This window comes from Lewinella sp., assembly GCF_050633125.1.
GTDB lineage: Bacteria > Bacteroidota > Bacteroidia > Chitinophagales > Saprospiraceae > Lewinella.
The window spans coordinates 24682-50591 of sequence record NZ_JBOEFX010000107.1; the positions used below are offsets into that span (position 1 = coordinate 24682).

Annotated in this window: 17 protein-coding genes; 13 read left to right on the forward strand and 4 right to left on the reverse strand. The window is 41.2% G+C overall.

The window, feature by feature from the left end; all coding sequences use genetic code 11:
* Positions 1-89: 89 nt before the first annotated feature.
* Positions 90-1184 carry a DNA polymerase IV gene (gene dinB / locus ACRBG0_RS21615; RefSeq protein ID WP_431488927.1) on the forward strand — a complete coding sequence of 365 codons (1095 nt, stop codon included), beginning with the start codon at positions 90-92 and terminating at the stop codon, positions 1182-1184.
* 5 nt (positions 1185-1189) lie between these two features.
* On the opposite strand, the gene ACRBG0_RS21620 is transcribed toward dinB, so the two are convergent.
* Positions 1190-5122 carry a T9SS type A sorting domain-containing protein gene (locus ACRBG0_RS21620; RefSeq protein ID WP_431488928.1) on the reverse strand — a complete coding sequence of 1311 codons (3933 nt, stop codon included), beginning with the start codon at positions 5120-5122 and terminating at the stop codon, positions 1190-1192.
* A 390-nt stretch (positions 5123-5512) separates the two neighbouring features.
* Between ACRBG0_RS21620 and ACRBG0_RS21625 the strand changes: the two genes are divergently transcribed.
* The 12 genes from ACRBG0_RS21625 (at position 5513) to ACRBG0_RS21680 (ending at position 22095) form a co-directional block, all read left to right on the forward strand.
* Positions 5513-6313, forward strand: coding sequence for a GLPGLI family protein (locus tag ACRBG0_RS21625; RefSeq protein WP_431488929.1), 801 nt, complete (start codon positions 5513-5515; stop codon positions 6311-6313).
* A gap of 8 nt (positions 6314-6321) precedes the next feature.
* On the forward strand, positions 6322-8913 hold the full coding sequence (locus ACRBG0_RS21630) for a hypothetical protein (protein ID WP_431488930.1): 2592 nt from the start codon (positions 6322-6324) through the stop codon (positions 8911-8913).
* Positions 8914-9364: 451 nt separating this feature from the next.
* Positions 9365-9868 (forward strand): beta/gamma crystallin-related protein, encoded by a 504-nt coding sequence (locus ACRBG0_RS21635; protein ID WP_431488931.1) that lies wholly within the window; start codon positions 9365-9367, stop codon positions 9866-9868.
* 11 nt (positions 9869-9879) lie between these two features.
* Positions 9880-10617 (forward strand): hypothetical protein, encoded by a 738-nt coding sequence (locus ACRBG0_RS21640; protein WP_431488932.1) that lies wholly within the window; start codon positions 9880-9882, stop codon positions 10615-10617.
* Positions 10618-10628: 11 nt separating this feature from the next.
* On the forward strand, positions 10629-11318 hold the full coding sequence (locus ACRBG0_RS21645) for a hypothetical protein (protein WP_431488933.1): 690 nt from the start codon (positions 10629-10631) through the stop codon (positions 11316-11318).
* Positions 11319-11443: 125 nt separating this feature from the next.
* Positions 11444-12070, forward strand: coding sequence for a hypothetical protein (locus tag ACRBG0_RS21650; RefSeq protein ID WP_431488934.1), 627 nt, complete (start codon positions 11444-11446; stop codon positions 12068-12070).
* A gap of 115 nt (positions 12071-12185) precedes the next feature.
* On the forward strand, positions 12186-13886 hold the full coding sequence (locus ACRBG0_RS21655) for a hypothetical protein (RefSeq protein ID WP_431488935.1): 1701 nt from the start codon (positions 12186-12188) through the stop codon (positions 13884-13886).
* A gap of 10 nt (positions 13887-13896) precedes the next feature.
* On the forward strand, positions 13897-15153 hold the full coding sequence (locus ACRBG0_RS21660) for a hypothetical protein (RefSeq protein WP_431488936.1): 1257 nt from the start codon (positions 13897-13899) through the stop codon (positions 15151-15153).
* 314 nt (positions 15154-15467) lie between these two features.
* The gene (locus tag ACRBG0_RS21665) at positions 15468-16307 is read left to right on the forward strand and encodes a DUF3883 domain-containing protein (protein WP_431488937.1); all 840 of its coding nucleotides are present in this window, start codon (positions 15468-15470) and stop codon (positions 16305-16307) included.
* Between the two features lie 165 nt (positions 16308-16472).
* On the forward strand, positions 16473-17510 hold the full coding sequence (locus tag ACRBG0_RS21670; RefSeq protein WP_431488938.1) for a DNA cytosine methyltransferase: 1038 nt from the start codon (positions 16473-16475) through the stop codon (positions 17508-17510).
* Positions 17511-17527: 17 nt separating this feature from the next.
* Complete coding sequence (locus tag ACRBG0_RS21675) at positions 17528-20452, forward strand: ATP-binding protein (protein ID WP_431488939.1); 2925 nt, start codon at positions 17528-17530, stop codon at positions 20450-20452.
* Positions 20453-20460: 8 nt separating this feature from the next.
* Entirely contained in the window at positions 20461-22095 is a 1635-nt protein-coding gene (locus ACRBG0_RS21680) for a response regulator receiver domain (protein ID WP_431488940.1), read from the forward strand.
* 35 nt (positions 22096-22130) lie between these two features.
* Here ACRBG0_RS21680 and ACRBG0_RS21685 read toward each other — a convergent pair whose 3' ends face one another.
* The 3 genes from ACRBG0_RS21685 to ACRBG0_RS21695 all read right to left on the reverse strand — a co-directional run.
* The gene (locus ACRBG0_RS21685) at positions 22131-23021 is read right to left on the reverse strand and encodes a putative phage abortive infection protein (protein ID WP_431488941.1); all 891 of its coding nucleotides are present in this window, start codon (positions 23019-23021) and stop codon (positions 22131-22133) included.
* A gap of 45 nt (positions 23022-23066) precedes the next feature.
* The gene (locus ACRBG0_RS21690) at positions 23067-23669 is read right to left on the reverse strand and encodes a hypothetical protein (RefSeq protein ID WP_431488942.1); all 603 of its coding nucleotides are present in this window, start codon (positions 23667-23669) and stop codon (positions 23067-23069) included.
* A gap of 3 nt (positions 23670-23672) precedes the next feature.
* A partial coding sequence (locus ACRBG0_RS21695) for a COR domain-containing protein (RefSeq protein WP_431488943.1) occupies positions 23673-25910 on the reverse strand: 2238 nt, incomplete at its 5' end.

Consider the following 25910-nt stretch of genomic DNA (forward strand, 5'->3'; position numbering starts at 1 on the left):
AAGCGCCTTTGAAAGGACTTAGATGACCTTCTAATCCCTTATATGGTTCAATTTAAGGTTGATAAAGCCCTTCATACTAATTTTCCAGATTGGATACCTCGCGTAAAATAATACACATTGACATGGATGCTTTTTATGCATCGGTGGAGCAGCGGGATGACCCTTCGTTGCGGGGTAAACCTATTGCGGTAGGTGGTGGTGGTTTGCGGGGGGTAGTTGCAGCGGCCAGCTACGAAGCTCGTCGCTATGGGGTGCGTTCGGCGATGCCTAGTGTGACGGCGCAGCGGTTGTGCCCGTCGCTGATTTTCGTTCGCCATCGTTTTGATGTATATAAAGAGGTGTCGAGCCAGATTCGGGAAATCTTTCATGAATATACAGACTTGGTAGAGCCGCTTTCGTTGGATGAAGCCTATTTGGATGTAACTGAGCCGAAGTTAGGGCCTCATTCTGCCACCTTAATTGCGCAAGCGATACGAGCCAAGATATTGGAACGCACGCAACTGACGGCATCGGCAGGCATCTCTTACTGTAAATTTTTAGCCAAGGTCGCTTCTGATATCAATAAGCCCGACGGGATGAAGGTCATTTTGCCGGACGAGGCGTTGGCGTTTTTGGGTGGACTACCCATTGAGAAATTCCACGGCATCGGCAAAGTGACGGCGAGTAAGCTCCAACGGATGGGCATCCGTACCGGAGAGCACTTACGGGAGCTAACGGAAATACAGTTGGTGAAACGCTTTGGGAAAGCAGGCCGCCACTACTACCGGATTGTGCGCGGCCAAGACGAACGCCCCGTGAATCCCAACCGGATACGGAAATCTATCGGGGCGGAGCGTACCTATTCGGATAACCTCCGCGAGCTGCCGATCATGAAAGAAAAGCTGGCCTACCTCACGGAAAAGGTCTTCGATTACATGAAAAAGACCCGAAATTTTGGTCGTACCGTTACCATCAAAATGAAGACGCCGGAGTTTCAGGTTTTTACTCGTTCCCGCTCATTTAATAGTGAAGTCCGCCAACTGGATGAATTGCGCAAAGTTGTCTTTGCCCTACTGGAAGAAAACATCACCGAAGTAGGGGAGGTGCGCCTCCTCGGCATGTCGATCTCCAACCTGGAACGCGAGCAGGAGGGAGATGGGGTAGGGATACAGCTGCTGCTTGAGTTTCCGGAGGAGGAAGAGTAGGGGGACTATTTTATGATGATCTTTATTACTTCTAAATGACCTATTCGTAACAAATAGAGTCCTGCAGCCAAGGTAGAGGTTGTTATTTCTTTTTCGTTGTCAACGAGGGTACATCTCTGTACGACTCTTCCTCTAGCATCATGGAGAACTAATGGATAAGAGATTCCATCATCGGCCAATTTTCGAATAAAGAAAGCGTTGGTAACAGGGTTTGGTGCAACCAGAAAATTAGACTTTGTAGGAGGGGGGATTTCTTCATTACTAGAAATAATATTTACCAATGTATTAGTAACGGTATTTGTAACAATGGCTGGGTTTTGGTCGAAATATATGCTTGCCGTATTGTTGATTACGTAGTTGTCCGGCAGATTTGGTTGAGGGGAAATCTTGAAGCTTACGAAGCCATGGCTTTCGGGTTCATTGTTGACGGAATCGGGTAGCCAAATGTCTTCAAAAACAAAGAATAGACGACTGTCTACACGTTTTATTTCTGTAATTGGATGACTGGCATTAATGAATTCGAAAGTCGGTAAGTCAAAGCCTTCGTGCAGATCGTCAATGATCTCAATATCCTGAGCGGGAAAATTACCTGTATTTTGGAAGCGAATGGTGTAGAACAACGCTTCATTTTTGAGTATTTCGCTGGCTGGTCCTTCTCCCTTTGGAGAAACCTGTTTATCATTAGGATCGTAACTACAAAGTAGTATATCTTGGTACCTGAATGTTGTATCGATTAGTGTAACGCCATCCGTATCGTACCAGGTGGCTGTTAATTCTAAGGTCAATAATTCTCCTAATTGCTGGGCAGTGGGGGAAAGTAGGGTGATCGTATTGGTTTGTGTGGTACCAGGTAGAATATCAGAATACAACCAGAACAGTGTATCTGCTTGCTGATTTTCAGGAGGAGTGTCAGCGTTAATAAATTCACCAATGTAAGTAAGGCTAATTTGTACATCTGTAGCTGTAGTACCTATATTTTTGAATTGAAGATGAACCTGATTTTCTTCATTACAGATGAATTGTTCTGCATTAAGGAAAGGTCTGATGTTCGCGTTATCTTCCGTAGGCGAAATGCCGAAACAGAGTGTGTCTGTTTCCTGTGTAATGTCGTAAGGGTCAACTTCATAAGTTAAAAATTCGGATGTCAGTTGCCATTGGTCAGGGAGTTGGTAACTGACTTCATGTAGTCCGGGTATCGTTAGGTGATGAATATATCCTAACTGATTAGGAAATAGTTGTTGTTGGTTGTCAATTAGGAAATCCCCAACGGGAATGGTAGGTTCGTCTGTTTGCTGTAAGCCATCTTGGTTGTAGTCCAAAAACACCTTAGCAATGATCCGGTTTTCCAACGATAGCTCGTTGATGTAAAATAGAGCGGCTTCGCTTGGGCCAGGAGCCCGTTTGAGTGTTCCTCCCATTACCGTTGCGGTGCTGCTGGCATCACTATGCAAAACAAGACCACGGGCATTTTGTAAAATACCGACGGCTTCGTGGCTAATGGCAGAAGTAATATTACCATCTGTATTTAGGGTTGCAAAATACAATTGCTCTTTTCCACCTGTTGTTGATCTTCGGTGACCGGTGATAGCTATGTATTGGCCAGCGGTATTAAACGTAATATCTGTTACCGTTGCTAATGTGTATAAAGGATCAGACGAAGAGACTTCTTGTTGCCAAACAATTGAATTGGCTGTGATATCGTACTTGGCGACAGCCATACTGTTTTCTCCGGCACAGAGGGAATAAATATAATTGTCAGACTCTCCTTGTACCCATTTTTTAGCAGCATAGCTGCCTTGGCATATTTGTACATATTGAATCTCCTCCCAATCTAATGGGTCAATAATATAAGATATCGGTGAATAGCCAATACGTCCATTGACAAAAAAGCGCCCATCAGGAAAAGTGTCGATATGATGTAGGCGAGCTGCACCAGTGCCAGGGTAGCTCGTCAACAAGGAAAGGTTCGTTTTGGGAACGCGGTACCATTTGTTTTTCGAAATGAAGAGAAAATGATCAGGAGAAACGTCAACCATAAGTTGAGCATGTGTCATCCATTCACTGGTTTCTGTTCCATTATCTGCGGTTCGGTCTGCTAATAACATAGCAGGAACGTTTATCCCGTAGTCAAAGCGATATAAGTTAAGATTATCCGATTGTGCTCCACAGATAAACAAGTTGTTTGTACCAGGATCGCAAAGAATATCTACAATTTTAAGCGGCCTGATTGAATTACCTAGGAGGTTTTGTCCGTAGTTGATGAAGGTTCGCTGATTGGTGTTGAAAATGTAGAACCTCATCTCCTGCTCATAAGTATCGTAGGGATCTGGGGCGAATAGTAGTTCAATGTCATTGCTTCCAATTCCACCAATGAATAGAATTGAATCATTAATGGTTTCGAGGTATTGGGGCTGGAAATTGGCATAGTTAGGGCTGGTGAAGACCGTATCCCACTGGGTTTCTCCATTGGTGGTTTTTAGGCTCAATTTGGCTTTGGTGCCATGTTGTTGTAGAATGGCTAAGATTCCGGGGCCAGCTTGTTCGATATTTACTATAGCTGAAGGGAATGGGATCGTATCGGGGATGATTTTTTCAAGTAGAATGTCTCCATTTTCATTATCAATTTCCACCCATTGCTCGGTGGCAAGACCAAGGTTTTGCTCAAGCCTTTTTGTTCCTAAACAAGCTACCCTGTCATTCAGAACCTTTAAGCCGATACCTAGACTGCCAATGCTTTGTTGGATGTTGGTGATCAACGTCGAGTAAACCAATCCCCCATCTGATTTTTGCAATTTTAGCATGCCCCAGTTGGTGTATCCCTGGCTAGTGGTGAAGTAGCCTGTTAGATATAGCGCATTATCATCCTGTATCATCTCTAAGCCAGCTTGTTCTCGGTTATTACCGACCTCGTAATTGGAGGCCGATTCCCAAACGATCTCTCCTGTAATTCTGTCAAATTTGTTTACAAGAACCTTGGAGTTACCAGTAGTAGATGGTCGCCAGTTAACGTAATAGTGCGCTTGATCAAATAGGTAATTACTGAAATCAATATCATCGTTACTTTCGATGAATGTCATCCATTCTATTTCACCTGTCAGTGTATTTAGGCGACTTGCGAACCCCTCGGAATAATTATCAATAATTCCCGCCACGTATAGGGCATTCTCTCCGTCTGCATAATGGAGTGATTGAGGAGAAACGGTACTATTACTGTAAGGAGAAAGTAAAGGAGTCTTCCAGATGATACTGTCGGAAATAAAAGGGTTCATCTTATACAAGGTATCAGCAGAGCTGAAAATCAGATGCCGATCATTATCAATCACAACGATTGGAACATCACTCTCTATTTGTGGAGCAAGAATATCCTGTATAGACAGCGTGACGCCAGTAGTCCGGTCGATCCAGGCAATTCCTTTGGAGCCAGTGCTAGGAGAAGATGCCGGGCGAAAAGAAAAAAGGAGTGTATCCGCATTGAAAGGGATAACCTTGCGATTTGCAGAAGGATCTAATTGAGCAGGTAAAACTTGCTTGTAAGCTAACGAGCCATCAAGTGCATCAATCTTCCATAAATACTTAGGCCCTGAATTGGTTGTTTCAGAGGTTACTAGATATAGGTAGTTGTCGTCGAAGAGGTTGAAGTCTCTCAAGAAATTAGAAGTCGGAATGAAGTATCCTCTCTCTGCGGAAGACCAGCAGATATTACCTAGGGTGTCTAGTTTTCGGATGACATAAGTGTCTTTAAATCCTCGAAATGTTGTTTTTCCGGCAGTATAAATGTATTCATCCTCCGAGTTGATCGACCAATCTAAGGTACCGTAAGTATCTCCCGTAGAAATTTCGTCTGCTTGTTCGTATTGCTCTAGGTATTGAGCATTGAGTAAAGTAGTTGGAAAACAGAGTACGAATAAATAGAAATACTTTGAGATGTAGGGGGGCATAAAACAAGGTTTAGAGAGCGTTTTTGAAGACGAACGCTATCAAATGTAATGAACTTATATTAGTCTTGGTTAAATCTTGTACAGGTGTAGTGTAATAAGCCTGACAAAAGCTGGAGAGGGCTTTTTGATTATCGTATAAATTCTCGCCCTATTATAAGTTCGTGTCGGAGCGGAGCAGGATTACCTTCCTGCACGACTTCATTCAGGCCAGCGAGGGAGACAGCGGTTTTGATGTTTCTGTTGGCCTGCGGGTTGCTGCCCCAGCTAAAGTCAAAGCCATGCTTTTCGAGAAGGTCGAGGGCGCGTTGCTTGACGGGAATGGTGGAGGAAAGAGATTAGGCGAAAGCTAAAATTAAGCCTATCTTCAAGTTCTTAGTACCCCCATAAACGATGCAACACATTCTCTCTTTTTTATTACTACTATTTACCAGCTTATTATTAGGTCAGCAAAGCACTCCTCCGGTATGTATAGTGTACGAAAATATTGATGCGTATAACCCCTTGCAGCGCTCGCCTCACCTCTCTTCCTATTTCAGTCAAAAAGATGGGATCGAATTCATACAAGGAAAAGAAAGAAGCACCTTGCGTTTGTATGAACATGCTGGCATCTTTACGACTGATTCCGTCTATGTGGAATCTCCTGGCAATAAAGCCAAAGCCTGGCGATACTCCATCATCAGCATACGGGGTTATGCTGCTGGTCAAAAGCTCTCTATTTACCCTAATCTACCTGCCAATTTTGCTTATTTTGAAAGTTGTGATGAAGCAGTAAACTGGGAAATTGACAAAACTAAAACCAAGAAAATATTGGGGTTGGAATGTCATTATGCTTCGGTAGTGATCAATAAAGAAACTCATCAGATTTGGTTTACCAATGACTTGCCTTACAAAGATGGTCCTATTCATTCCAGGAAAAAATACCACTGTAATTTGCCCGGTTTGGTTTTAGAACACATCATGGGAGATGGAAACACTACGAAAGCTGTTGATATCAAATTCATAGCTCCTTTTGCAGCATTGGAAAACAAAGTGAGGCAAATTCAACCATGGGAAAAAACACCAAAGCCGAGCTATCCGCCTGAGGACCCTGATTCAGCATGGTTCATGCTCCTCAATAATGAATTTCCGACACGAATCTGGATGCCTTTAAGCTATACTGCGGAAGGACACAGTGGGTGGTTGAAAAACTAGGCATATAGATGTATGCAGCCAGATATTTAATCTTTCTCGCTTCCATTTTAGGCTTTAGTGTCTTTGGCTATAGCCAGCATACCCTGCGAGGTATCGTCTCAAGCGATGATGAAATGGAGAAGTCATTCATAGAAGTTGAATTAGCAGATGCTTCTTTCAAACGGATAGACTATCTCATTTTAGAGGGGGAAAATTTCTTTGAAATTGAAGTCGACACTTCCTATAGCATCGTTCATCTTATCGTTTCGGTTTTGGGTTGTTCGCCTTTTCTTCAAAAGGTCGATTTCTCTGAAAATAAAACGGTTTTTTTAGCCGTAAAACTGGAAAATTGCACCCAACAACTTGATGAAGTGATCGTGTCGGCCGAGCAAAGTTTTATTAGGGAGAGCGGTGATACATTGACATTTGACGTAGAAGGTTTCAGAACCAAAACAGACCTTACCCTAGGTGACCTGCTAAGCCGGATGCCAGGCATAGAAATCAGTGCCAGCAATCAGATACTGTACCAGGGCAAGCGGGTCAAACAGATCTGGGTGGAAGGCCGAGATATCCTAAACAACCAGCACAGTTTGGCTATAGAGAGCTTACGAGCAGAGGATATCGAAAAGATCCAAATTGTCCACGAGTACAAACCCTTTCATTTGCGCTTCTCGCAAGGGCATTCTGCGGATGTAGCCATGAACATCGGACTCAAAAGAGCGACTCGGGGTAAAGTCAACGGCAAAGCCGAAGCGCTGGGCGGAGCAAACCAAAAATATCAATTAGGCGCAGAGGCATTGAGAGCAAGGGAGAAAAGCGGGGAGTCGGCTTTCATTCGCTCCAACAATATAGGAGCAGCCGTTATTCAGCCTTTGGAATATCTGGGGATGTTGCCAGACTTGAGTTCGATTGGCGGAGGAAAAAGTGGAGAAGTAGAGGTGGTCCCCAAGGCGCTACTCCCAGACGTAAATGCTTTTGAAGAAACCCAACACCTTTTCTCTGCCGGTATAGACAACGACATTGGCGAAAAGACCAGGGTGACCGCAACAATTCTTGGCGTCTGGAAAACAGCCAGAGAGCAGGCGAATATAGCCACTCAATTCTTCGACGAAAATGCCACCTTCACGGGGCAAGGTAGGGGGCAGACCCGCTTCCCTATGCTTTTTTTTACCTTACAGACCAAATACGAGCCCTCCAAAAATTTACTACTAGCCTTTGATATGACCGCCCGGTTCAACGAACAGCAAGCGGCGGATACCCGTGCCGGCATTTTTAGGGAAGCATCCTACTTTTCTGAGTTTACCAGTACCGACCGTTCTTCGCACTACTCGCCAGTAGTATCCGTGAACATGCGGCATCCGTCCAACTGGTCTTCGGGGCACCGTACGGGGGTAGATATAAAAGACCAGCATCTTGACCTTGCTTTTATTGAAGATAACGGTAGCGAGCCTGTTTATGGTCAAAGGTTGGATGATCAACGCGTAAATGTTTTTTTGTCCTCGTTTTTAGAAAATAAGCACAATATCTTCCTGCTTGAAATCAAGAACTACCTTGAGTTTGGCCACCTTCGTAGGAGCATCCAATTTGATCAACTGCCTGGCTTCGACAACGCGTCTAGTTACGCGTCCAACTGGAGAAACTGGCAGCCAAGCATTCGGTATGGCATCAAAACAGACCATTGGCTGACGCACCTGCAACTGGAATTGGCGCACAATAACCTTGATCTATCTGATCAGACTTTTCAGCGTACCTGGTTAAACCCCCTTTTTCGCTTCAAACACAGCTGGAGTTTGGTGAAGTTTATCGGGGTCTCTCTACGACAGACGCAAGCGTTCGTCGACCAGCGAAACGCTTTCAATTTTTACCAGCTCCAGGACAACTTACAAGTCGTTTCTTCGGCCTTAGAAGCAGGGCAAAGTTCCCGCACTAGACAAGTGGATTTCTATTTCTTTAATTTGCAAAAAGATAAAAAGTCTTCGATCAACTGCACATTCAACTACCAGGAGAAGACCAATGCCCTTTCACGGTTCAATAGCTTTGAGAACGACTTTGTGGTGAGTGAAATCTTCCTTGCTCCTAAGTTGCAAAGCAGTACCATTGCCATGTCCTATTCACAGCCTTTTGGGAATAAAAAGTACCAATTGAAAACGAGATTAAGAACAATGCTTACCTCCATAGAGCGCGGCGCCCTCTCAAATGTTGATGGCCGTAATTTGAGCCTTGGTACTCATTTTTCTTCCTTATGGAAAGGCCAATGGAACGCCGATTTGCAAGGCTCTTATAATTGGTCCGAACAAAAACAAGGAACGATTAACCAAGTTTGGCATACCTGGGTAGTGGGAGTTGGTCTACGCCATAAATCCAAAAAGTGGAATGGCTCTATTAATTATGACTGGCAACTCAATCGAATCGCTAGTGCTTCCATCCATCTTCAGGTATTAGATTTTCGGTTAGATTATAACCTGGACACCTGGCTCACGCTTAGCCTCTTCGGACAGGATCTATTCAACCTAAATAGCTCGCAGATGCTAAGGCTCACTACAGCACCCTCTTTTGTAGAACAGGCAGAATACCGGCGTTTAGAAGGAAGTTTGATGGTTGGTGTGAAGGGGAGTTTTTGATTTTAGGGTCTACTCACTGTATCTCAACTGGACTTCATTAGGTGAGGGATAAATTTCTCGCCCCAAAGCACAAGTTCCCTAAACAGAAAAAAGCCAACACTCTTTCGAATATTGACTTTTTTTCTTGTGGCTCGGCTGGGGTTACAACTTGTTTTTTAAGGGGCTGATAATCAGTAATTAACGCCCAGTGGAAATAAATCTTAGAAAAAACTCAGCTGTTTTGACAGATTTGGGGGTGTTTTTGATGCAATTTGTTGGAAGAAACAGTTTAGCGATCTACCAAATACCTAGGAGGACTCAGAAATATAGAAGAATAATTCACATCATTCAGAGAATATATCGAGACTATCAAAGAATGATTGCTTGAATCACACCTAATATAGGGATTCAGGTATATTTTACCGTAATATCTTACTCATGGCAAACGAATTTTTAACATCAATTCTACGTCATGATTTATATATTAAAAGCATTAAAGCTGGCGCTCCTTAGTATTATAATGGGGCACTCAGTTTTGCCATCGTCGCAATTTACGGTGGAGGAAGAATCAGGAATTTACCCTCGAGTTTTCCAAGACAACTACTTTCAGGGCCGATCACGTACGATCTCCCAATCACACCAAAATTTACACTTCTACCAATTGGGTGATGAGATCAGTTCCTGTTCGGTACCACCAGGCTGGAAGTTGGTCTTCTATGAACACAAGGACTTTTGTGGTGCTACTTTTACAGTCACCAGCAATGAACCGGATTTTTCACACTACCGCGATTGGAATGATCGTGTCTCATCAGTAAAAGTCTACTACAACGGACGTATACAAGGTGCGGCATTCAGCTGCACTGACAACAAGTGCCCCCGCTGCCAGGGGGACGGTGAACGTTACGAAACAAAAGACTGGGGCCCAATACCATGCAATCTCTGCAACGGTACTGGTCGCTATTTTTCCAACTACTAAACTAATTATCTATGAACAACCTCAAGATTATTATGACCGTACTGACTTTACTGACTGTGATCTGCACACCTGCCGCCGGCCAAGGACTAGATGACCCCTGGGGAGTAGGCTTGGGTCCAGGCCCTGAGAACCCTTTTGATATGGCCGTGTCAGTACGGAAGTACTTCTCCACGGCACAAGATGGGAGAGAGCATTTTGTCCAACTTTCTATTCACGCACTGAGCCTTAAGTCCTTTGTGGAAGAATCAATCGGTTCTGCTCTTGGCCAGACTCGTTTTGCCTTTGGCCGTGAGAACGGTTGGACAAACGATTGGTACGTAGCCGTTGGAGGTGGGGTCCAAAAATATCTCTTCCATCGCCAAAAAAAACTCAGGCTCTACGTGGAGGTCGTAGGGGCAGTGACCTACGAGCAATATCGTGCTCGGAATAACTGGGTTCAACACCAAGACGTATACATCGCGTATTCCAAAGCGACTTACGCGGTATATCATGCGTCACTCACTGGTGCGATCGGGTACAAGATTCCACTTTACAAGGGTATCAACCTTTTTGTTGCTCCTCTTTCTTTACGAGCAGATATCGCGTTAGTTTCCGTCCCTACAGTGGATTCTCCGCAGGCGTTGGATTCGCAACCTTCAAAGGGCCTGAAGTTGATCCAAGGCTTGAGTTCGATCGATCGTAAAACAGGCCTCAACTCTGAGCTTAATCTGTTTGATGGGCCAATAATTCTTATTCGTTTTACCTTATAAAATTAATGTATATGAAAATTTTCGCAACCGTGATTGCCGTAGCAATCTGCTTTCTAATGTTTAGCTGTAGCATTGGAAAAGACATCAAGGAAACAGCAAAGTCGATTAATGTAGCGATCGAAAGGCTGGATGATATCAGTAAAGGTATAATCGATGAAAGCATAAACTGGCGCGATGTTCTGCTTGAACTACAGGAAGAGCTTGACAGTGACTTCTCCCGCTACATCGACCAAATAGAAGGCATGGTAGAAGAGGCAGAGCGCATGGCGCTGAATACCTCTACTTGCGTGTCGCAGTACTTCATTGAGTCGATGATCTTTGAGCTTGAGCAAATCCGCAATGAGATCACCGGTAGCATTGAACCTAGTTTGGTTGACGAAGTGCCGGTGAGCGAGCGCTTGATCCTATGCCATAGCTTCAATAATGAGGTGAATTTGGAAGGAGGAGAAGAAGAACTCCGCTGGTCCATTATCGGCTATTGGGGACCAACAGGTTCTCGTCCGAGTCTGCACTTGAATGTTGTAGATCGGTACGGTGTACCGACATCTTACGACAACTTGATTACCTACCCCGGTAATAATGAAATCCGGGTAGACATTACGGATCTTTTCTACAGTAATGTACTGACCGGGGCTAATAGTATTGAAATTGTCGACTCTCGCAACCTCCGCGTGCTCGGAGAGTACCTGGTGCGGAACTAGTTCTCAATAGTCGAGTTTCTGGTAAACTTGATTTTTAGTGGCCTAGCCGACATAGGTTCAGCTGGGCCACCTATCATATTCACGTAAATCCAAGGTAGGTATTTACGTACAAAAAAACATTAAGAATGACACCTCTCAAAATTTTCAAAGTAAGTATCCCTGCTGTCGCAATTGTCGCGATGCTGGCAAGTATTTTTTTTACGAGCTGTAACGATACCGTGCTAGGCGATGATCTGGGCAGCGTGGTTCCAGAGACAACTGTTTTTGTTGATCCCCCCATTCATCATGTTGTTATTGAAAGTATTGAAATATTGGAAATACCGAGTCGAAACCCTAGTGGAAACCACTGGGATATATTTGGTAGTTCAGGCGATGGCCCGGATCTTACTATTCAGCTTCGCCCTGTTGGTGAGGATATTATTGGCATTTCTGAGATACTGATTAACTCATCTAACGAAGAATATGATGACTACCAAGCGAATACTCCTGCTGGTACCTGTTATTCACAATTAACGGGTGCATTGCTATCGGAAGGAGACCTCCCTTTCTATGTTCCTGTAAGTTTTCAGGGCTTTTTGGAAGTTCTGGATCAAGATTACTTTGGTTTGTTCGGTGGCGGTGCGATCAATATCCTAATGACTAGCATTCAGTTCACACCTCTCGACTACATAGATGGGACGCCACACTCGATATTACTTACTTCTGTTAGCGACTGCCGGTATAGCCTTCGCCTGCAGGTACGCTGGATTTGATCTACAGAATCCTTTACAACCACTTTGCGGATGAGTTGTCGGTTGTAAATGTCGGCAGCTCATATTTTATTTGTTATCTTAATTCTCTTAATTCACACCTTAAGTATTCTGACACATGGAAGCTGAACTTAATACCTCCCAAACTGATCATCGATTAAAACAGGTACACCTGTGGGGGAAATATCTACCGTTCCTGCTTTTCGGAAGTGCAATACTGGCATATTTTTTTACCGCAAAGGCTGAAAATTACTTATCCGTAATTCTATTTCTTTGCCTGACCATCTTACTGATGGTTTTGGTTAGCGAAAAGGTAGCTAAGACTATACAGAAGGCCACGGAGGCAGGTGTTACGATTGTAAATGTTCCAGCAAATACGAAAGCAGACTGGTCTGCTCTTTTTTTTGCTATGGCTATATTTATTTGGGCTTTCAAGCTTTTCATCTTTACCCTTTTACCTGATTATGAACTGACTCAACAGGTAGAGGGAAAGTACACTACGCCCTATTTGGTTGATGCACTACTCAGTATTTTAAATAGTATTTTCTTTTTATTAGCGGCAGCTAATATTCACTTGAAAAGCACTACGCTACCATCCGTTTCTGGTCTGCGGTGGTTTACTGGCCCGATCATGAAACTAGGCATCTACAATCGAATGCTATGGATAAAGAAGAAGATCGCAGAATCCTCTCCTCGATACCTAGCTGCGGTTCTTTTTATTACCATAATAACCCCGACCATTTTTCTTTGGGGATATGGTCACTATACTGATACTAAAATTACCTATAACTGGACGTATTTATTTGATTCTATATTCGCTATTTTTCTTACAGTTTTTCTCACGGTGATCTTCTTTGCAGCATTCCTTGAACGCGGTTATTCTATTCTATCCTGGTTGGTATCGTTAGTACTTCCCTTTGTACTATTTGCGACAATCACCAAAGGGTTTATGTCGTATGATATATTTCAGAGTTATCCGTTGAAGTGGAGCAATAATGAGACTTTAAGCAAAATAAACCTATTGGAAATTTCAGGTGGTATTGGATCATCCTACAAGTTTATTTTTGTTCCTTTAGTCCTTATGCTTTCCATTACCTTTTTTGCTATGATTCAGCGTGTTACCGCAGATAAAGTGCTTGTGCAGAGAGATAAGTTGGATGAGCAGAACCAAGCTTTAGAGGCAGCCCAAGGTGAACTGTCACATCGCCTTAAAAACGACTACCTAGTGACCTCAAGACGTGTCAACGCGTTTGCTAGAAATGAGCGTTATGTAAATGAGCCTTTGGCTACTGAAGCCTTAGGGAAGGCGGTTGCTTTGATTGATGCTTCCTTAATGCTGTACAACTATATGGAGTTAGAAAGTGACGTCGATAGGGTAAGTATAAGTTCCTATGTGAGTGAACTGATGAGATTAGCCTGGATAAGAAGCTTCGGGCATCATGAAACAGAATTGACTATAGATATGGCTAACTTCGATGTGAAGCTAACAATGCGAAAGCTGAAAGTTAGAATGTTAGCCCAGTTGATTTTAGAAATACTTTTCAATATAACTGAACATGCCTACAAGGATGTACCACATGATTTAGGGCAGCGAGTTGTACATTTAAAAGGCGAAAATGATAAAGAACTTGTTACGCTGACCATTATTGACCAGGGGCCAGGATTTACAGGAGGATATCAGAAGAAATCGGTTTCGTATGGTAGTAAAATTATCGTTGACAATGTCAAAAAACTGAAAGGTCAACTAAGCTACGACTACCATTATGAAGAAGCCCCAAGGGGTACTAAAATGATAATTTCCTTCCCTGCACTAGATTAAAACTTAATCAATGGAAGCACTTATTTTTGAAGATGAGACTTTGACTAGAATTGATATTGAACTAGTATGCCAAGGTTTTGGTATTAATACTCCAGATCACCTCTCTTTTGTATCTTCACAAGATGCCTTGGCATTTATTGAGCAAAAACAAGAACTGGATAACCTGTACGTGGCGGTATTGGATATTAAGGATGACGCGCTAACTGGTCGTGATGCCCAGACTGCCGGAATTAGAATTGCTAGAGCGATACGTAGTAAAAATCCGTCTATACCAATCGTTTTCTACACTGGTTTAGGAAGAGTAGAAGGTGAAAATAGGTTAATCGAAGGCCCTTATGGGATCGTTTATAAAGAAGACCTACAGAAGCTTCGACAGAGTATTCTTGAACAAATACCAACACTCCCACCACGTGTACCTGCACTTGAGGCAGGACTTTTCTCTTATGAAAGAGATGGGACCACTTTCTTTTTTCATATCCGCGATATCCTCTTCGTGGAACGAGTTGCCAAGCAGTTTGGGGTATATTTTATTCCTAAACCAGGCCAACCCGTAGTTGATGTGGGAAAGGAGCAGTCCTGGAAGAAAATCCAAGACACCCGCCAATGGGCGCATGGAGGTAGTATTATCTTGCTCCAAGATGGTGAAGAACTTTGCGAATTGTATCAGATGAATTTAGATGGAGATACTACTAAGCAGGATATATCAAATTTTATTACAGAGCTTGGAAAACTTTGTTCTCGTGATCAATTCACTCGTAAAGATATTGAGCAATTAATTGAACACCAATTATTTATTAGTGCTGATTATTCTAATGAGGCGAAGGATTATTGTCCTCTAGAAAATGAAGATGGAAGCTACAGTGATCCTGTTATTGCTGATATGCTAGGCACTATTAATCAGACAGCCATTATTATTGATACGATTAAACAGGAAGTCCTCTTCTGGCGGGTAAGAGTTACCCCCTGGTACTATTTACAACTCTACCTAAAAGATGGGAAGTTAATAAAGGAATTACCAGTAGCCAATTTGACAATAAGCGATCTAACTGATAAAATAGAAGCAATGCGGACATTTTATTCCGCATCAGGGCTTTCGTGTCATCAATACTGTATTGTTAATTTAGCACACCTCAAGAAGGTGTATGCCAACACTGGCCAGGGTACGCAGATTATTTTAGGTATTTCTGACGGAGAAGAGAGAGTATTTACGGGGCAATATGGGAATATTATTGACGTAATACGAACAGGCAAGACAATCCCTCTTTAGCTTTCCCTTACTTATCGTCCTTTTTCTGCTTAGCCTGCTCCTTTTCCTTCCCGAGAAACTGGAGCAAGCGTAGTAATATATTCAGCCGCTTCTTCGGGGGTAGCACAGGGGTACCTACCGTTTCGCGGAGCTTGGAAACGTGTTTTTTCATGACTAACTTCAAATAGTATGTTATCGGGCGGTAATATATAAAACATTTTGTGTTTTGTTGTTTTTATTTTAAACATTAACAACTCCGAGTAAAGGAAGACCATGGAATATTATTTATATTTACTTATTAAGTATAATTGCCCCTCTCTTGCAAATATCAAACAATGAGTAGTAGCTGGTCAAATCTAGAGGTAATAGAAACTGTAAAGGATTATTTTGCCATGCTTTCAATGCAGATCAAAGGTATTCCGTACCGAAAATCTGACCATAGGAGATTGCTACAGGCAAAACTTAATCAGAGGAGTGAAGGTGCAATTGAGTTCAAGCATCAAAACATTAGTGCTGTTTTAATCAAATACAGAAAACCATATATATCGGGATATAAGCCAAGGATGAATTATCAATTAATCCTGGAGGATGTCGTGTTACAACATATAGAAGACAACTTATCTATAATTGATGATTTTGAATTTTTCTCCCAAGAAACAAAAAAAATATCCTTGGAGGCTATTGATTTCAATAAATGGAAAACAGATTTTACAATGCCTTTGACCTTTGAAGAGCCAGAAATCATATATAATCGAAAATTTGTTAAAGTAGACTATTTGGCCAGAGAACAGGCAAATAAGTGCTTAGGTGACTTAGGAGAAGAATTGATCATAAACTATGAAAAATGGCGATTAGCAAAAGAAGGTTCTCCTGGATTAGCAAAAGATATTGCCTGGGTAGCAAAAGATATGGGAGATGGTGCTGGATACGATATCCTGTCAAAAAACCGTGATGGCTCTGATCGGTACATTGAAGTCAAAACTACTAAGCTGGGTAAACTGACACCCATTTATTTCACTAAGAATGAATTACAGTATTCTCAGGCGAACAAGAATAATTATCATTTGTATCGTGTTTTTGAATACGGTTCTCGCGTTAAATTTTTTGATTTGCAGGGAAGTTTAGATAAGATGTGCAACACCGAGGCTATAAGCTTCATGGGACATTTCAAGTAGGCATTGCATAAACCAACAAATATCAACGTTCAACCTTTCTTTGTGAAACATTTTGTTTACTTGGTCAGTTGTGCTACATAGTGTATCTTGTGATATGATAATTTTTAGACTCCAAAATATAATTTGGAGAATTAAAATATCGAATCAAAAAAAACAAACATTTAGGTGAAGAATAAATCAAAAAACGTCTTGCAAGCTGTTGATTTTTTCTGTTCAGCAGGAGGCGTTACTTGTGGTTTTAAACAGGCAGGCATCGATGTTTTAGGTGGAATTGATATTGATGAGAAGTGTAAGGAGACATACGAAAAGAATAATGACGCTAAATTTCTCACAGCAGATGTTTCCAACTTAGAAATTGCATCTCTTAAAAAAAAGTTTAACATTCGACTAAATCAGCGAAACTTAATATTTATAGGTTGTAGTCCATGTCAGTATTACTCTACAATCAATACAAATAAGACTAAGTCGAAAAAGACTAGATTATTACTAGAAGATTTTCAGGATTTTGTAGCCTATTATAGACCTGGTCATGTTTTTATTGAAAATGTACCAGGTTTTGAAAAAAAAGAGGGAAGCCCTATTAATAGATTTAAAGAATTTCTTGATAGGTATGGTTATGCTTATGATGATAAGGTGCTAAATGCTAAAAACTATGGAGTAGCTCAAAGTCGAAAACGTTATGTCCTATTAGCTAGTAGAATAAATAAGAAAATTCGACTTCCGGTTCCAATTGAAAATGAGATTATTAATGTTGAGGACGTAATTGGAAATTCTATTCTATTCCCTCCAATACCTGCTGGACATAGAGATGAAACGGATTTTATGCATACCGCCTCAGGTTTAGAAGAAATTAATATTAAAAGAATACAAGCTACTCCTCATAATGGAGGCGATCGCCGTTCTTGGCCCGAAGAACTTCAGCCAGATTGTTACAAGAACCACATAGGCCATTTTGACGTTTATGGAAGGATGAGTTGGAATAAACCTGCACCTACTATAACAACCCGTTTTAATGGTTATTCCAATGGGCGCTATGGTCATCCAAATCAAGATCGTGCCATTTCAATTAGGGAAGGAGCAGTCTTGCAAAGCTTCCCGATTGATTATAAATTTTATTCAAGTAATATGGGTGTCATTGCCAAAATGATTGGCAATGCCGTACCTCCAGAATTTGCTAAACGTTTAGCGCTACAATTTCTTTAGTATAACAAGATATAACAATGGCACAATTCAGGGCAAAAGCAAGAGCAGTAGATTTATTAGGGAAGGGCCAGATTGCCGATTTACCAACGGCTATCTCCGAGCTTTGGAAAAATGGTTATGATGCTTATGCCAGTGACTTGAGGGCGGACCTGTATATGCCAGATTATGAAAATTACGGATCGCCAGTTTTTGTGATGTCAGACGATGGTGTAGGAATGAATTATGATGAAATCAATTCTAAGTGGTTTGTTTTAGGCACAGACTCTAAAACGCGTGGAGAAAAAGATGTAAAAGGTCCTAAAACCTTGTTTAAAGAACCCCGAATAAAAATGGGAGAAAAGGGAATAGGCCGTCTTGCTGTAGCCTATCTAGGGCCACAGATGCTTATGCTTACGAAAAAGCAAGAAGATGTTCTTTATGCAATTTATTTTGACTGGCGAATTTTAGAAAACTACAATTTATTCCTTGAAGACATTATTATTCCTATAAAACAAATAGATCATACAGAAGATGTGAATGAAGTCTTTGAAGTACTACGAAATGAATTTTTAGATAACTTCAGAAGAGTAAAAAACCTTGTGCCAAATCCATGGAAAGATCAAATGAATGAGGCTAAAATAATTATAGAAGAAACTAAAAAATTAAAGCTTCCATCTTATATCACTGAAGATTATATTCAGGATTTATTAGCGGATCCTCTGAAGTCGTCAGGAACAAAGTTTGTTGTTTTTGAGCCCGTTGATCAAATTTTAGATTTAAAAAATTACGTTAAGTCTGATAGTGATAAAACAAATGAGACGACCAATGCTGCTGAGTATACTATTTCTTCACTTGCGGGTTTGTTTAATTTATTTAAGTATGCCAATGAAGATTCTATTTGTGATATATCTTTTAATATAAATGAAGTCACTGGGATTTATGATCTTCTCACTTACAATGCTTTTTTTGAACCTACAGATTTTGAGGAATGCGATCACTTGATTGATGGCGAATTTGATGGTGAGGGTAACTTTAAAGGTGATGTAAGAATATACAGAGAGACTGTGCACCATGAGTTTTCTTCTCTCCGAACTGATCGTGATAGTGGATATGGAGCTTTTAAGCTTAAGCTTGGTGTTATTCCTGGCCCGCAAGATACCAGCTTAACGGATGAGAGGTTTCGTTATTTTAAATCAAAACTTGATTTGTTTGGCGGATTATACGTATACAGGGATGATTTCAGGATATTACCTTACGGACGATCAGACTATGACTTTCTCCAATTTGAAGAAAGAAGAGGTAAAAGGGCAGGTCATTACTTTTTTGCGAAAAGAAGAATGTTTGGTTACATTGAAATAACAAGAGAAAATAATAAGAAATTAAGAGAGAAATCTAGTAGGGAAGGGTTCATCAATAATGCTGCTTATCGGGAATTCCGTACCCTATTAATAGAATTTTTTATAGACCTTGCCAAAAAATATTTCGCTACTGATGCTGAATACGATTACAAGGATAAACAAGTTCAGCAATTAAGAAAACTAGCAGCATCAGAAAAAGACGAAAAACGAAGAGAGAAGGAAGCTAAAAGAAAATTCGCGAGAAAATTAAAAGAATACCCTAAAGAAATAGAAGAACTAGAGGAAAATTACTTGAAATTAGTTGATGTTTTAAAACATAAGGTCAGCCAGGTCAATGTGGCCTACGAAGATATCGATGAAACTATTCGCGCAATTTCAGAATGCAAGGATAAATTGGCTAAACTTAAGATAGTAAAGCCTGTACGTTTTAAACCCTCAGATAATCAAAGGGGGAGATACGATAAGTATTTAAAAAAGTACCAGGAAGCAGAGAAGAGAATAAGTTTGGCAGAGCCAGCTTTAAAAGAAGCCAGATTGAAACTTGATATTCACGAGAGGTATAAGGAGTTTGAGGCGAGAGGAAAGTATTATAGGAATAAAATAATGGCATCATTCAATCAATATCAAAATAGGATAAAACTTGCCAGTGTATCTATTCAAAACAATTTCACAGTAGAACGGTCTTCGTTTTTAGAGGAGTACGAAGAAAAATATAATGCTATTATACCTGAAGAAGCAAACGAAAATGCGATTGAAAATAGCATAGGCATGCTTACTTCTATTTTTGAAGAAATAAATTCCCGAGCAGAAGAAAGAATAAACCCATTTATAGAACATATAGAGAGATTGACTTTTGATATTAATGAAGACCACCTTATTGGATATTACAAGATCCAATATGAGGAAATGATGGAGGAATGGAAAAAGACCCATGAATTGGCTCAATTAGGTATTGCTGTAGAAATCATTGACCACCAGTTTAATACCCTTTATGCACAATTGAAAGAAAGTATTAAAACCTTAGAGTCTTATATTATCCAAGATAGCAAATCTACGCGCAGGTATAAAACATTGGTCACAGCTTTTGATCATTTGGAAGATAACTACAAACTTCTGCAACCTTTGTACCGGACAACCGGTAGAATAAGAAAAGATGTTACTGGATTCGAATTGTACGAATATGCAAATGACTTCTTTGAAAAAAGATTAAAGGATAGTAATATCACTTTTGAAATCACCCCCGAAGCCAAGAAGTGGTCTGTTTTTTCTTTCGAATCTATACTCAAGCCAGTAATAATTAATGTTATTAATAATGCGATATACTGGCTTGGATTTGTAGAGAAGCGTATTATTAGGATAGATACTGATGGCGTGAATTTGTTTGTGTTGAACTCTGGTAAGGAAATTGAAAATCATTTAATTGAGGATATCTTTAAAATGTTCTACTCTGCTCGTCCAAATGGGCGTGGAATTGGTCTTTATCTTGCTAAAAAGAGTTTAAATGGAATTGGAATTGACATTTATGCAACAAATTCGGAAAAATTGAATATACTTGGAGGTGCTTGTTTTGTTATTGCACCTATGATTGACCAAATCGAAAACTAACACCCCTAATGACATATAATGAAGTCGCTACCGAAATCGTGAAAGATGCAATTCAATCAGTTGTTTATATTGATGATGAATTAACACCTCCTTTTGAGGACCCTAATCCTGATGAAAAAATACAAGACTTGTCTAAAGACTTATATAGAGCCTTTGTAAGCAAGAATATTTCTATCGATTTCTATAAGTTCCAGGTAGGCAATAACTGGGAAAATTCGCAGTCATTCCTATTTGAGAGTAGAGATTTGGTGATTTTAGATTGGCAATTAGAAAATGATGGTAAAGAATTATCCACCCTTAGTATTTTAAAACAAGCTGTTAATACTGATAGTCTTCATTTTGTATGTATTTATTCAGCCCTAGAGGGACGTGAGCAAATAGATGTACTTATTGATATTGCAGGATTTTTCAGTCAATATTCAACTGCTCATACTGATGATATAAACAATATTTTAGAAGAACAAATCGGTGATGTTTTTACCAAAGAATTCATTGACAACCACTCAGGAATATTCAAAGAATTTATAATGTATCCTGATAAGCGTCGAACTATTAAGAAGACACTTCTTGCAATACTAAATGAGTATTTTGAAGAGAGTAACAAAGTAATAAAAGACACTATTTCAGAAACCTTTAATTTACCTAATACTGATGGATACCTAGAGCTTTTAGCATATCATGTTAATGGCATTTTCTTAGGGGAACCAATTGATGATAGTGATGTAAGAATATTTTCCGAACAAAAATTTTTATATCTTAATCACACAATAGTTTTATTAACAAATAAGGTTGAACAATCTCCACCTGATCTTTATACTTATTTTACCAATGCGTTTACACACGCTTCGGGGAATTTCCTTTCATTAATGAGCCTTGAAATTAACAATCGATTCAAGAGGTCTTCAGCTTTGATGAATAAGAATATTGATGGTATTGATGAACGAGCTTTTTTCTATCACAAGAATCAATTGAAACCAGAGGCATCGTTTTTTGAATTCTTGATAGGTTTGTGGAAAAGCGAAGTTACCGATGTAATTTATCACCAAAAACCTATACTTAAACTGTTTGCACCAGAAGTGCTTCAGGACTATATTGCAAATAATGAACTTCAACAAAGGATAGATGAATATGCTCAAGATCAGAACTCTGACTTAGAACTTTCTAAACTTAACTATTACTATAATAAATTAAGTGAAAGAGATGAAAATGACTTTCTAAGGTTTGGTGACGTTTTTTTTGAAGTAATTGAAGGAGAAATTAGCCCTGCAAAATTCTATTTGTGTATTACTGCCCATTGCGATTGCCTATATCCTGAGAAATTAAATCATTTGTTCTATTTTGTATCTGGAGAGGGTATGAAATTAAAATCAGGGATTAGAGAAGGTGATACAGGCTTTAATTCATTTGTTAAAATCGAGGATAATCACTGTTGTGTTAGATGGTCAGATAAGCCTTTTACAATTCATATGGCTGACAATTGTGTATTGAAAGATAATTTCCTTGCTTGTATTGCCGGAGAAGCAAGAGAGTTAAAATATCTTTGTTCAATTAAAGAAAATTATACACAACGAATAGCAAATAGAGCTTTCTCATTTCCTATGCGAGTGGGAATTTACTTTGCAGATAAGAAACTCCCTAGTTAGTATTTATATCCATCAACACAATAAACCTCCAAGGATTAATTTTTCGGTTTCATTGCGCTACTTTCATATAAGTGAAAGTGTTCGCTATGCGCTAATAGATTAATAGGAATAGTCTTGAGTAAGGAATATTTCTCAATTAATCCTTTAAATTTATGAGCTCCATTACGTGAGACCCCATTATAGAACAACCATAGAGTTTCAAAGTCCGATAGCTGAGCACGTAAAATACTGGTATACCTATATTTTATTAGATAGTCCTCTCTTTCTACATCAGAAAACGTAGCCTCGTCTACCAGCTTAACAATGCGGTAGAGATTTCTAAAATAATGACCGAAATCTGTTTGTGCCAATAAGTATTCTTTAAAGTACAATTCTTCCCAGGAAGACGCTGGGCTTTTACTTAATCTAGCTGCTAAATTGCGGTAGAGAAATTGAAACACATCCCTTCCTGTAAGTATTAGCACTTCTTTAGGCTCTTTTGGTATTAACACCGACGACATAGCCTTTTTTCTGGGAACTTTCTCGTAACGATAATCTATCCCCTGCACAATTTGATGGTGCAACTGCAATAGATTAAAGAAAGTATTCTCAAACCGCTGCAACCTCATCGTTTCGTTCTGCTGCGCGAATTCCTTCCTGGTTAGCGCCAACTCCTTTCTTTGAAGCTGGAGCTCTTCCCGTTGCATGAGGATTGTGATGATAATACCAGCTAAGGCAAAACCCGAAAAAAGGGAATTCACAGCTCCAAACATATCACCAAAACCAGGAGCGTTTTCTGGTGATGTACCGGAGAGGTAAGGTACAATGAGATTTAATAGCCAAAGCACGCAAATGCCTAAGAAAGTCCAACGCGCGATAGAGGTTATCTTACTTCCTTTTTCATCTTCTTGTTCTTTCTTTTCAGCCTTCATATTATCTTTATTCATCGCATTATAAAATCAGGAAACCAATCAACCAAAACCTTAGTCCCCCTACCCCTCCAAAAACAACCTCCTCACCCCTTCCTCTTTCCCCGCCTTCAAATCTGCCCAGGCAGCGCGGAGAATATCCAGTGGCTTACCAGCTAGCTCCGTCTCGTATTGGAGGATGCCGGGGATGAGCGGAATGACCAGTTTTACCTTTTGACTTACGGGTATACTAGGGTTAAGCGCCTCGTAGGCCTTTTGCTTAGTAGTTGTGGGAGCAGCCTCCAAAACACTGAGCTTTTGGAGCAGTGGCATGGTATGAGCAATGAGTGCTTCCAGACTGTCTTTGGTGAACGTGAAATCATCCAGGTGAGCTAGAATGACCGGTATATCAGCTTGTAGTGATTGTAGCCGTTGGTTATTGTCGGCAACCTGGGCTTCGATGCGGTCCAGTTGATCTTTGATATCGGTTTGGGCCTGGGATACGATCTGTTCGCGTTGCTGCTGGTCACCGGTCTTGTCCAGATCTTGGGCCAGGCGAAGAATACGGTGACTGATCTCGTTGTGCTTCGCCTGCCAGTCTTGGGCAGTTAGTACACCCATATCGTATTGGCGATTCACTCGGTTGAATTCTCCTTGGATGGCCTTAGCCAGGGGGAAATAAATCACTAACTATTCCAGCGCCTGTTTAATCCGACCCTCTGCAATAAGCCCCCCAATTTCTTTAGCCGGCCGCTGTTTAGCCCCTAAAGGCTCCTCCTTTAGTTCTCGTTGTACCACTGTGGGGGGTACTTCTCCTTTTATATTGAACTTCGCCTCCTTATCCCGCTGTAAAGCCCAGCGTAGCGACTTGGATTCAATTTTAGCTTGCTTATCAGTAGTGTAAACCGTGACGGCTTGATTATCAATGGCATCTTGTAGCGTGGTAAGCTGCACCCACTGCCCAGCGTCCAGGCTCACCTGCTCATCAATGGTGCTGTTTTCGCCCTGGATTTGATCAAACATGTTTCGTATTGCGTGTAAGAGATAATCTCGCTGCGGGCCAGTTACGGAAATGACGATTTCTTTATCATAGTAGTTGACGTTGATCCAGGCCCAGCTTTCCCGCCAGTTGACAAATGCTCCGTTGCGCCACAATTGGTGAAGCTGACAATGGGTAGCCATCCTGACAATGAAAGCTTCTATAATACCGGCATGTAAATGGTAACGATGATGATATCGGAAATGTACCGCACCTGCTTGCTGGGATTGCCAAATAGCCGTTATTTCCTGGGTGGGGGCCAGACTTAGTTCACGGACCAACTGATATACCGGTTCTTCATCCTGCTTTGGAGAAGGTAATTTGAAGCAGATACGGGCACTCTCCATAAATCCCAGAAACAACTGACGATCTGCCTCAGCGTATTCTTTTGCAGACAGTGGAAGGTCATAAACCCTAAAGCGGCCTTTAGTCAATTCACATCGCTCACGAAACTGGGCTACCGCCGAGCCCGGAGCCGGAGTCCGCTCCAAGACGGCGTAGATAGCATCCAGTGCCCATTGCTGGTTCAAAATAATGTCATCAGGGAGGTAGTTGGCATCGTGGAATAATACCCCCGTAGCGTGGAAGTACTGAAGGAGCGCTTCCTGGTGGCTTTGCTCCACTACTCCGGCCGGAGTACATACTTCTTGGAGGTACTTGTCTAAGGACAGCTTAGGCGCTCCTCCCTTTTTGGCCTTATCCACCAAATCCAGGGTAGCCTCACGTGCTCGGTGCCAGCTGGCGGGCAGTGGCATATTATACTCTCTACTATCATAGAGGCGTCGGTAGAGTGCTTCTCGTAAATCATCAAAGTTGCGCTCCGTTTTGGCACTGATGGCCAGGTTTTCATCGGGTAGCAAGTCCTTTGGTAAATCTAATTGAAAGTTAATTGGAGCAACGCTATGGTTATCGACCTTGTTTTGTGCGACGATCGCGGGACTACCATTATCACGAGCTTTAATTTCACTCAGCCAGAAAGCCAGGCTTCGGCTAGCTTCACTATGCGCTGTTTTCGGGTCTTGCTGGGTAGCCACATCGTAGGTATCGGCATCAAAAACGACCAGGTATACCGCACGATAGGCCAGGAACAAGCGGTGCGTTTGGTGATAAATCTCTTGCCCCCCAAAATCCCACAGGTGTAGTTGTACGGCATCTTTGGCCTCCTCTACCAGCTGTAAAGGCAGGCTCTGCTCAATTTGGATGCCGTGCGTGCTATCCGTTTTTTCCTGAAAAGGCCGCCCCAGCAAACGATTGATAATTTGGGTCTTACCTACCGTACCATTACCACAGACAACCACCTTAAACAGGCGATTTTTGGCGGGAGGTTCAGCCTCCAAGGCAGCGTACCAGGCTCGAACGGCCGGAAGGCAATTATTGTGTTCTGCTAGATAATTGGCTCTCTTCGACAATAATTCCGGAGGTAGATCAGAGACGTAGTTATTAAAGACTAGCACTTGTAGGCTTGCTCGGTCTAGCACTGAAATACTTGGGGTCTTTATTTTGTTAGAGCAGAGATTCAACTGTCTCAAGCCTACCAACTGATCCAAGCCACTGATCTCGCTGATTTGATTCTCGCTCAGGTCTAAATGCTCCAAGGCAACCAACTGATCCAAACCGACTATCTCGATGATTTGATTCTTTTGGGAAGACCATAATTCTGAACCCAATTTCAAAATCTTTAGCCCTTTCAGACTATCCAAACCACTGATCTCGCTGATTTGATTCGAGCTTAGGTCCAAATGCTCCAAGGCAACCAACTGATCCAAACCGACTATCTCCCTGATTTGATTCCGACTCAGGTCCAAATGCTCCAAGGCAACCAAATGCTCCAAACCGACTATCTCCCTGATTTGATTCGAGCTTAGGTCCAAATGCTCCAAGGCAACCAA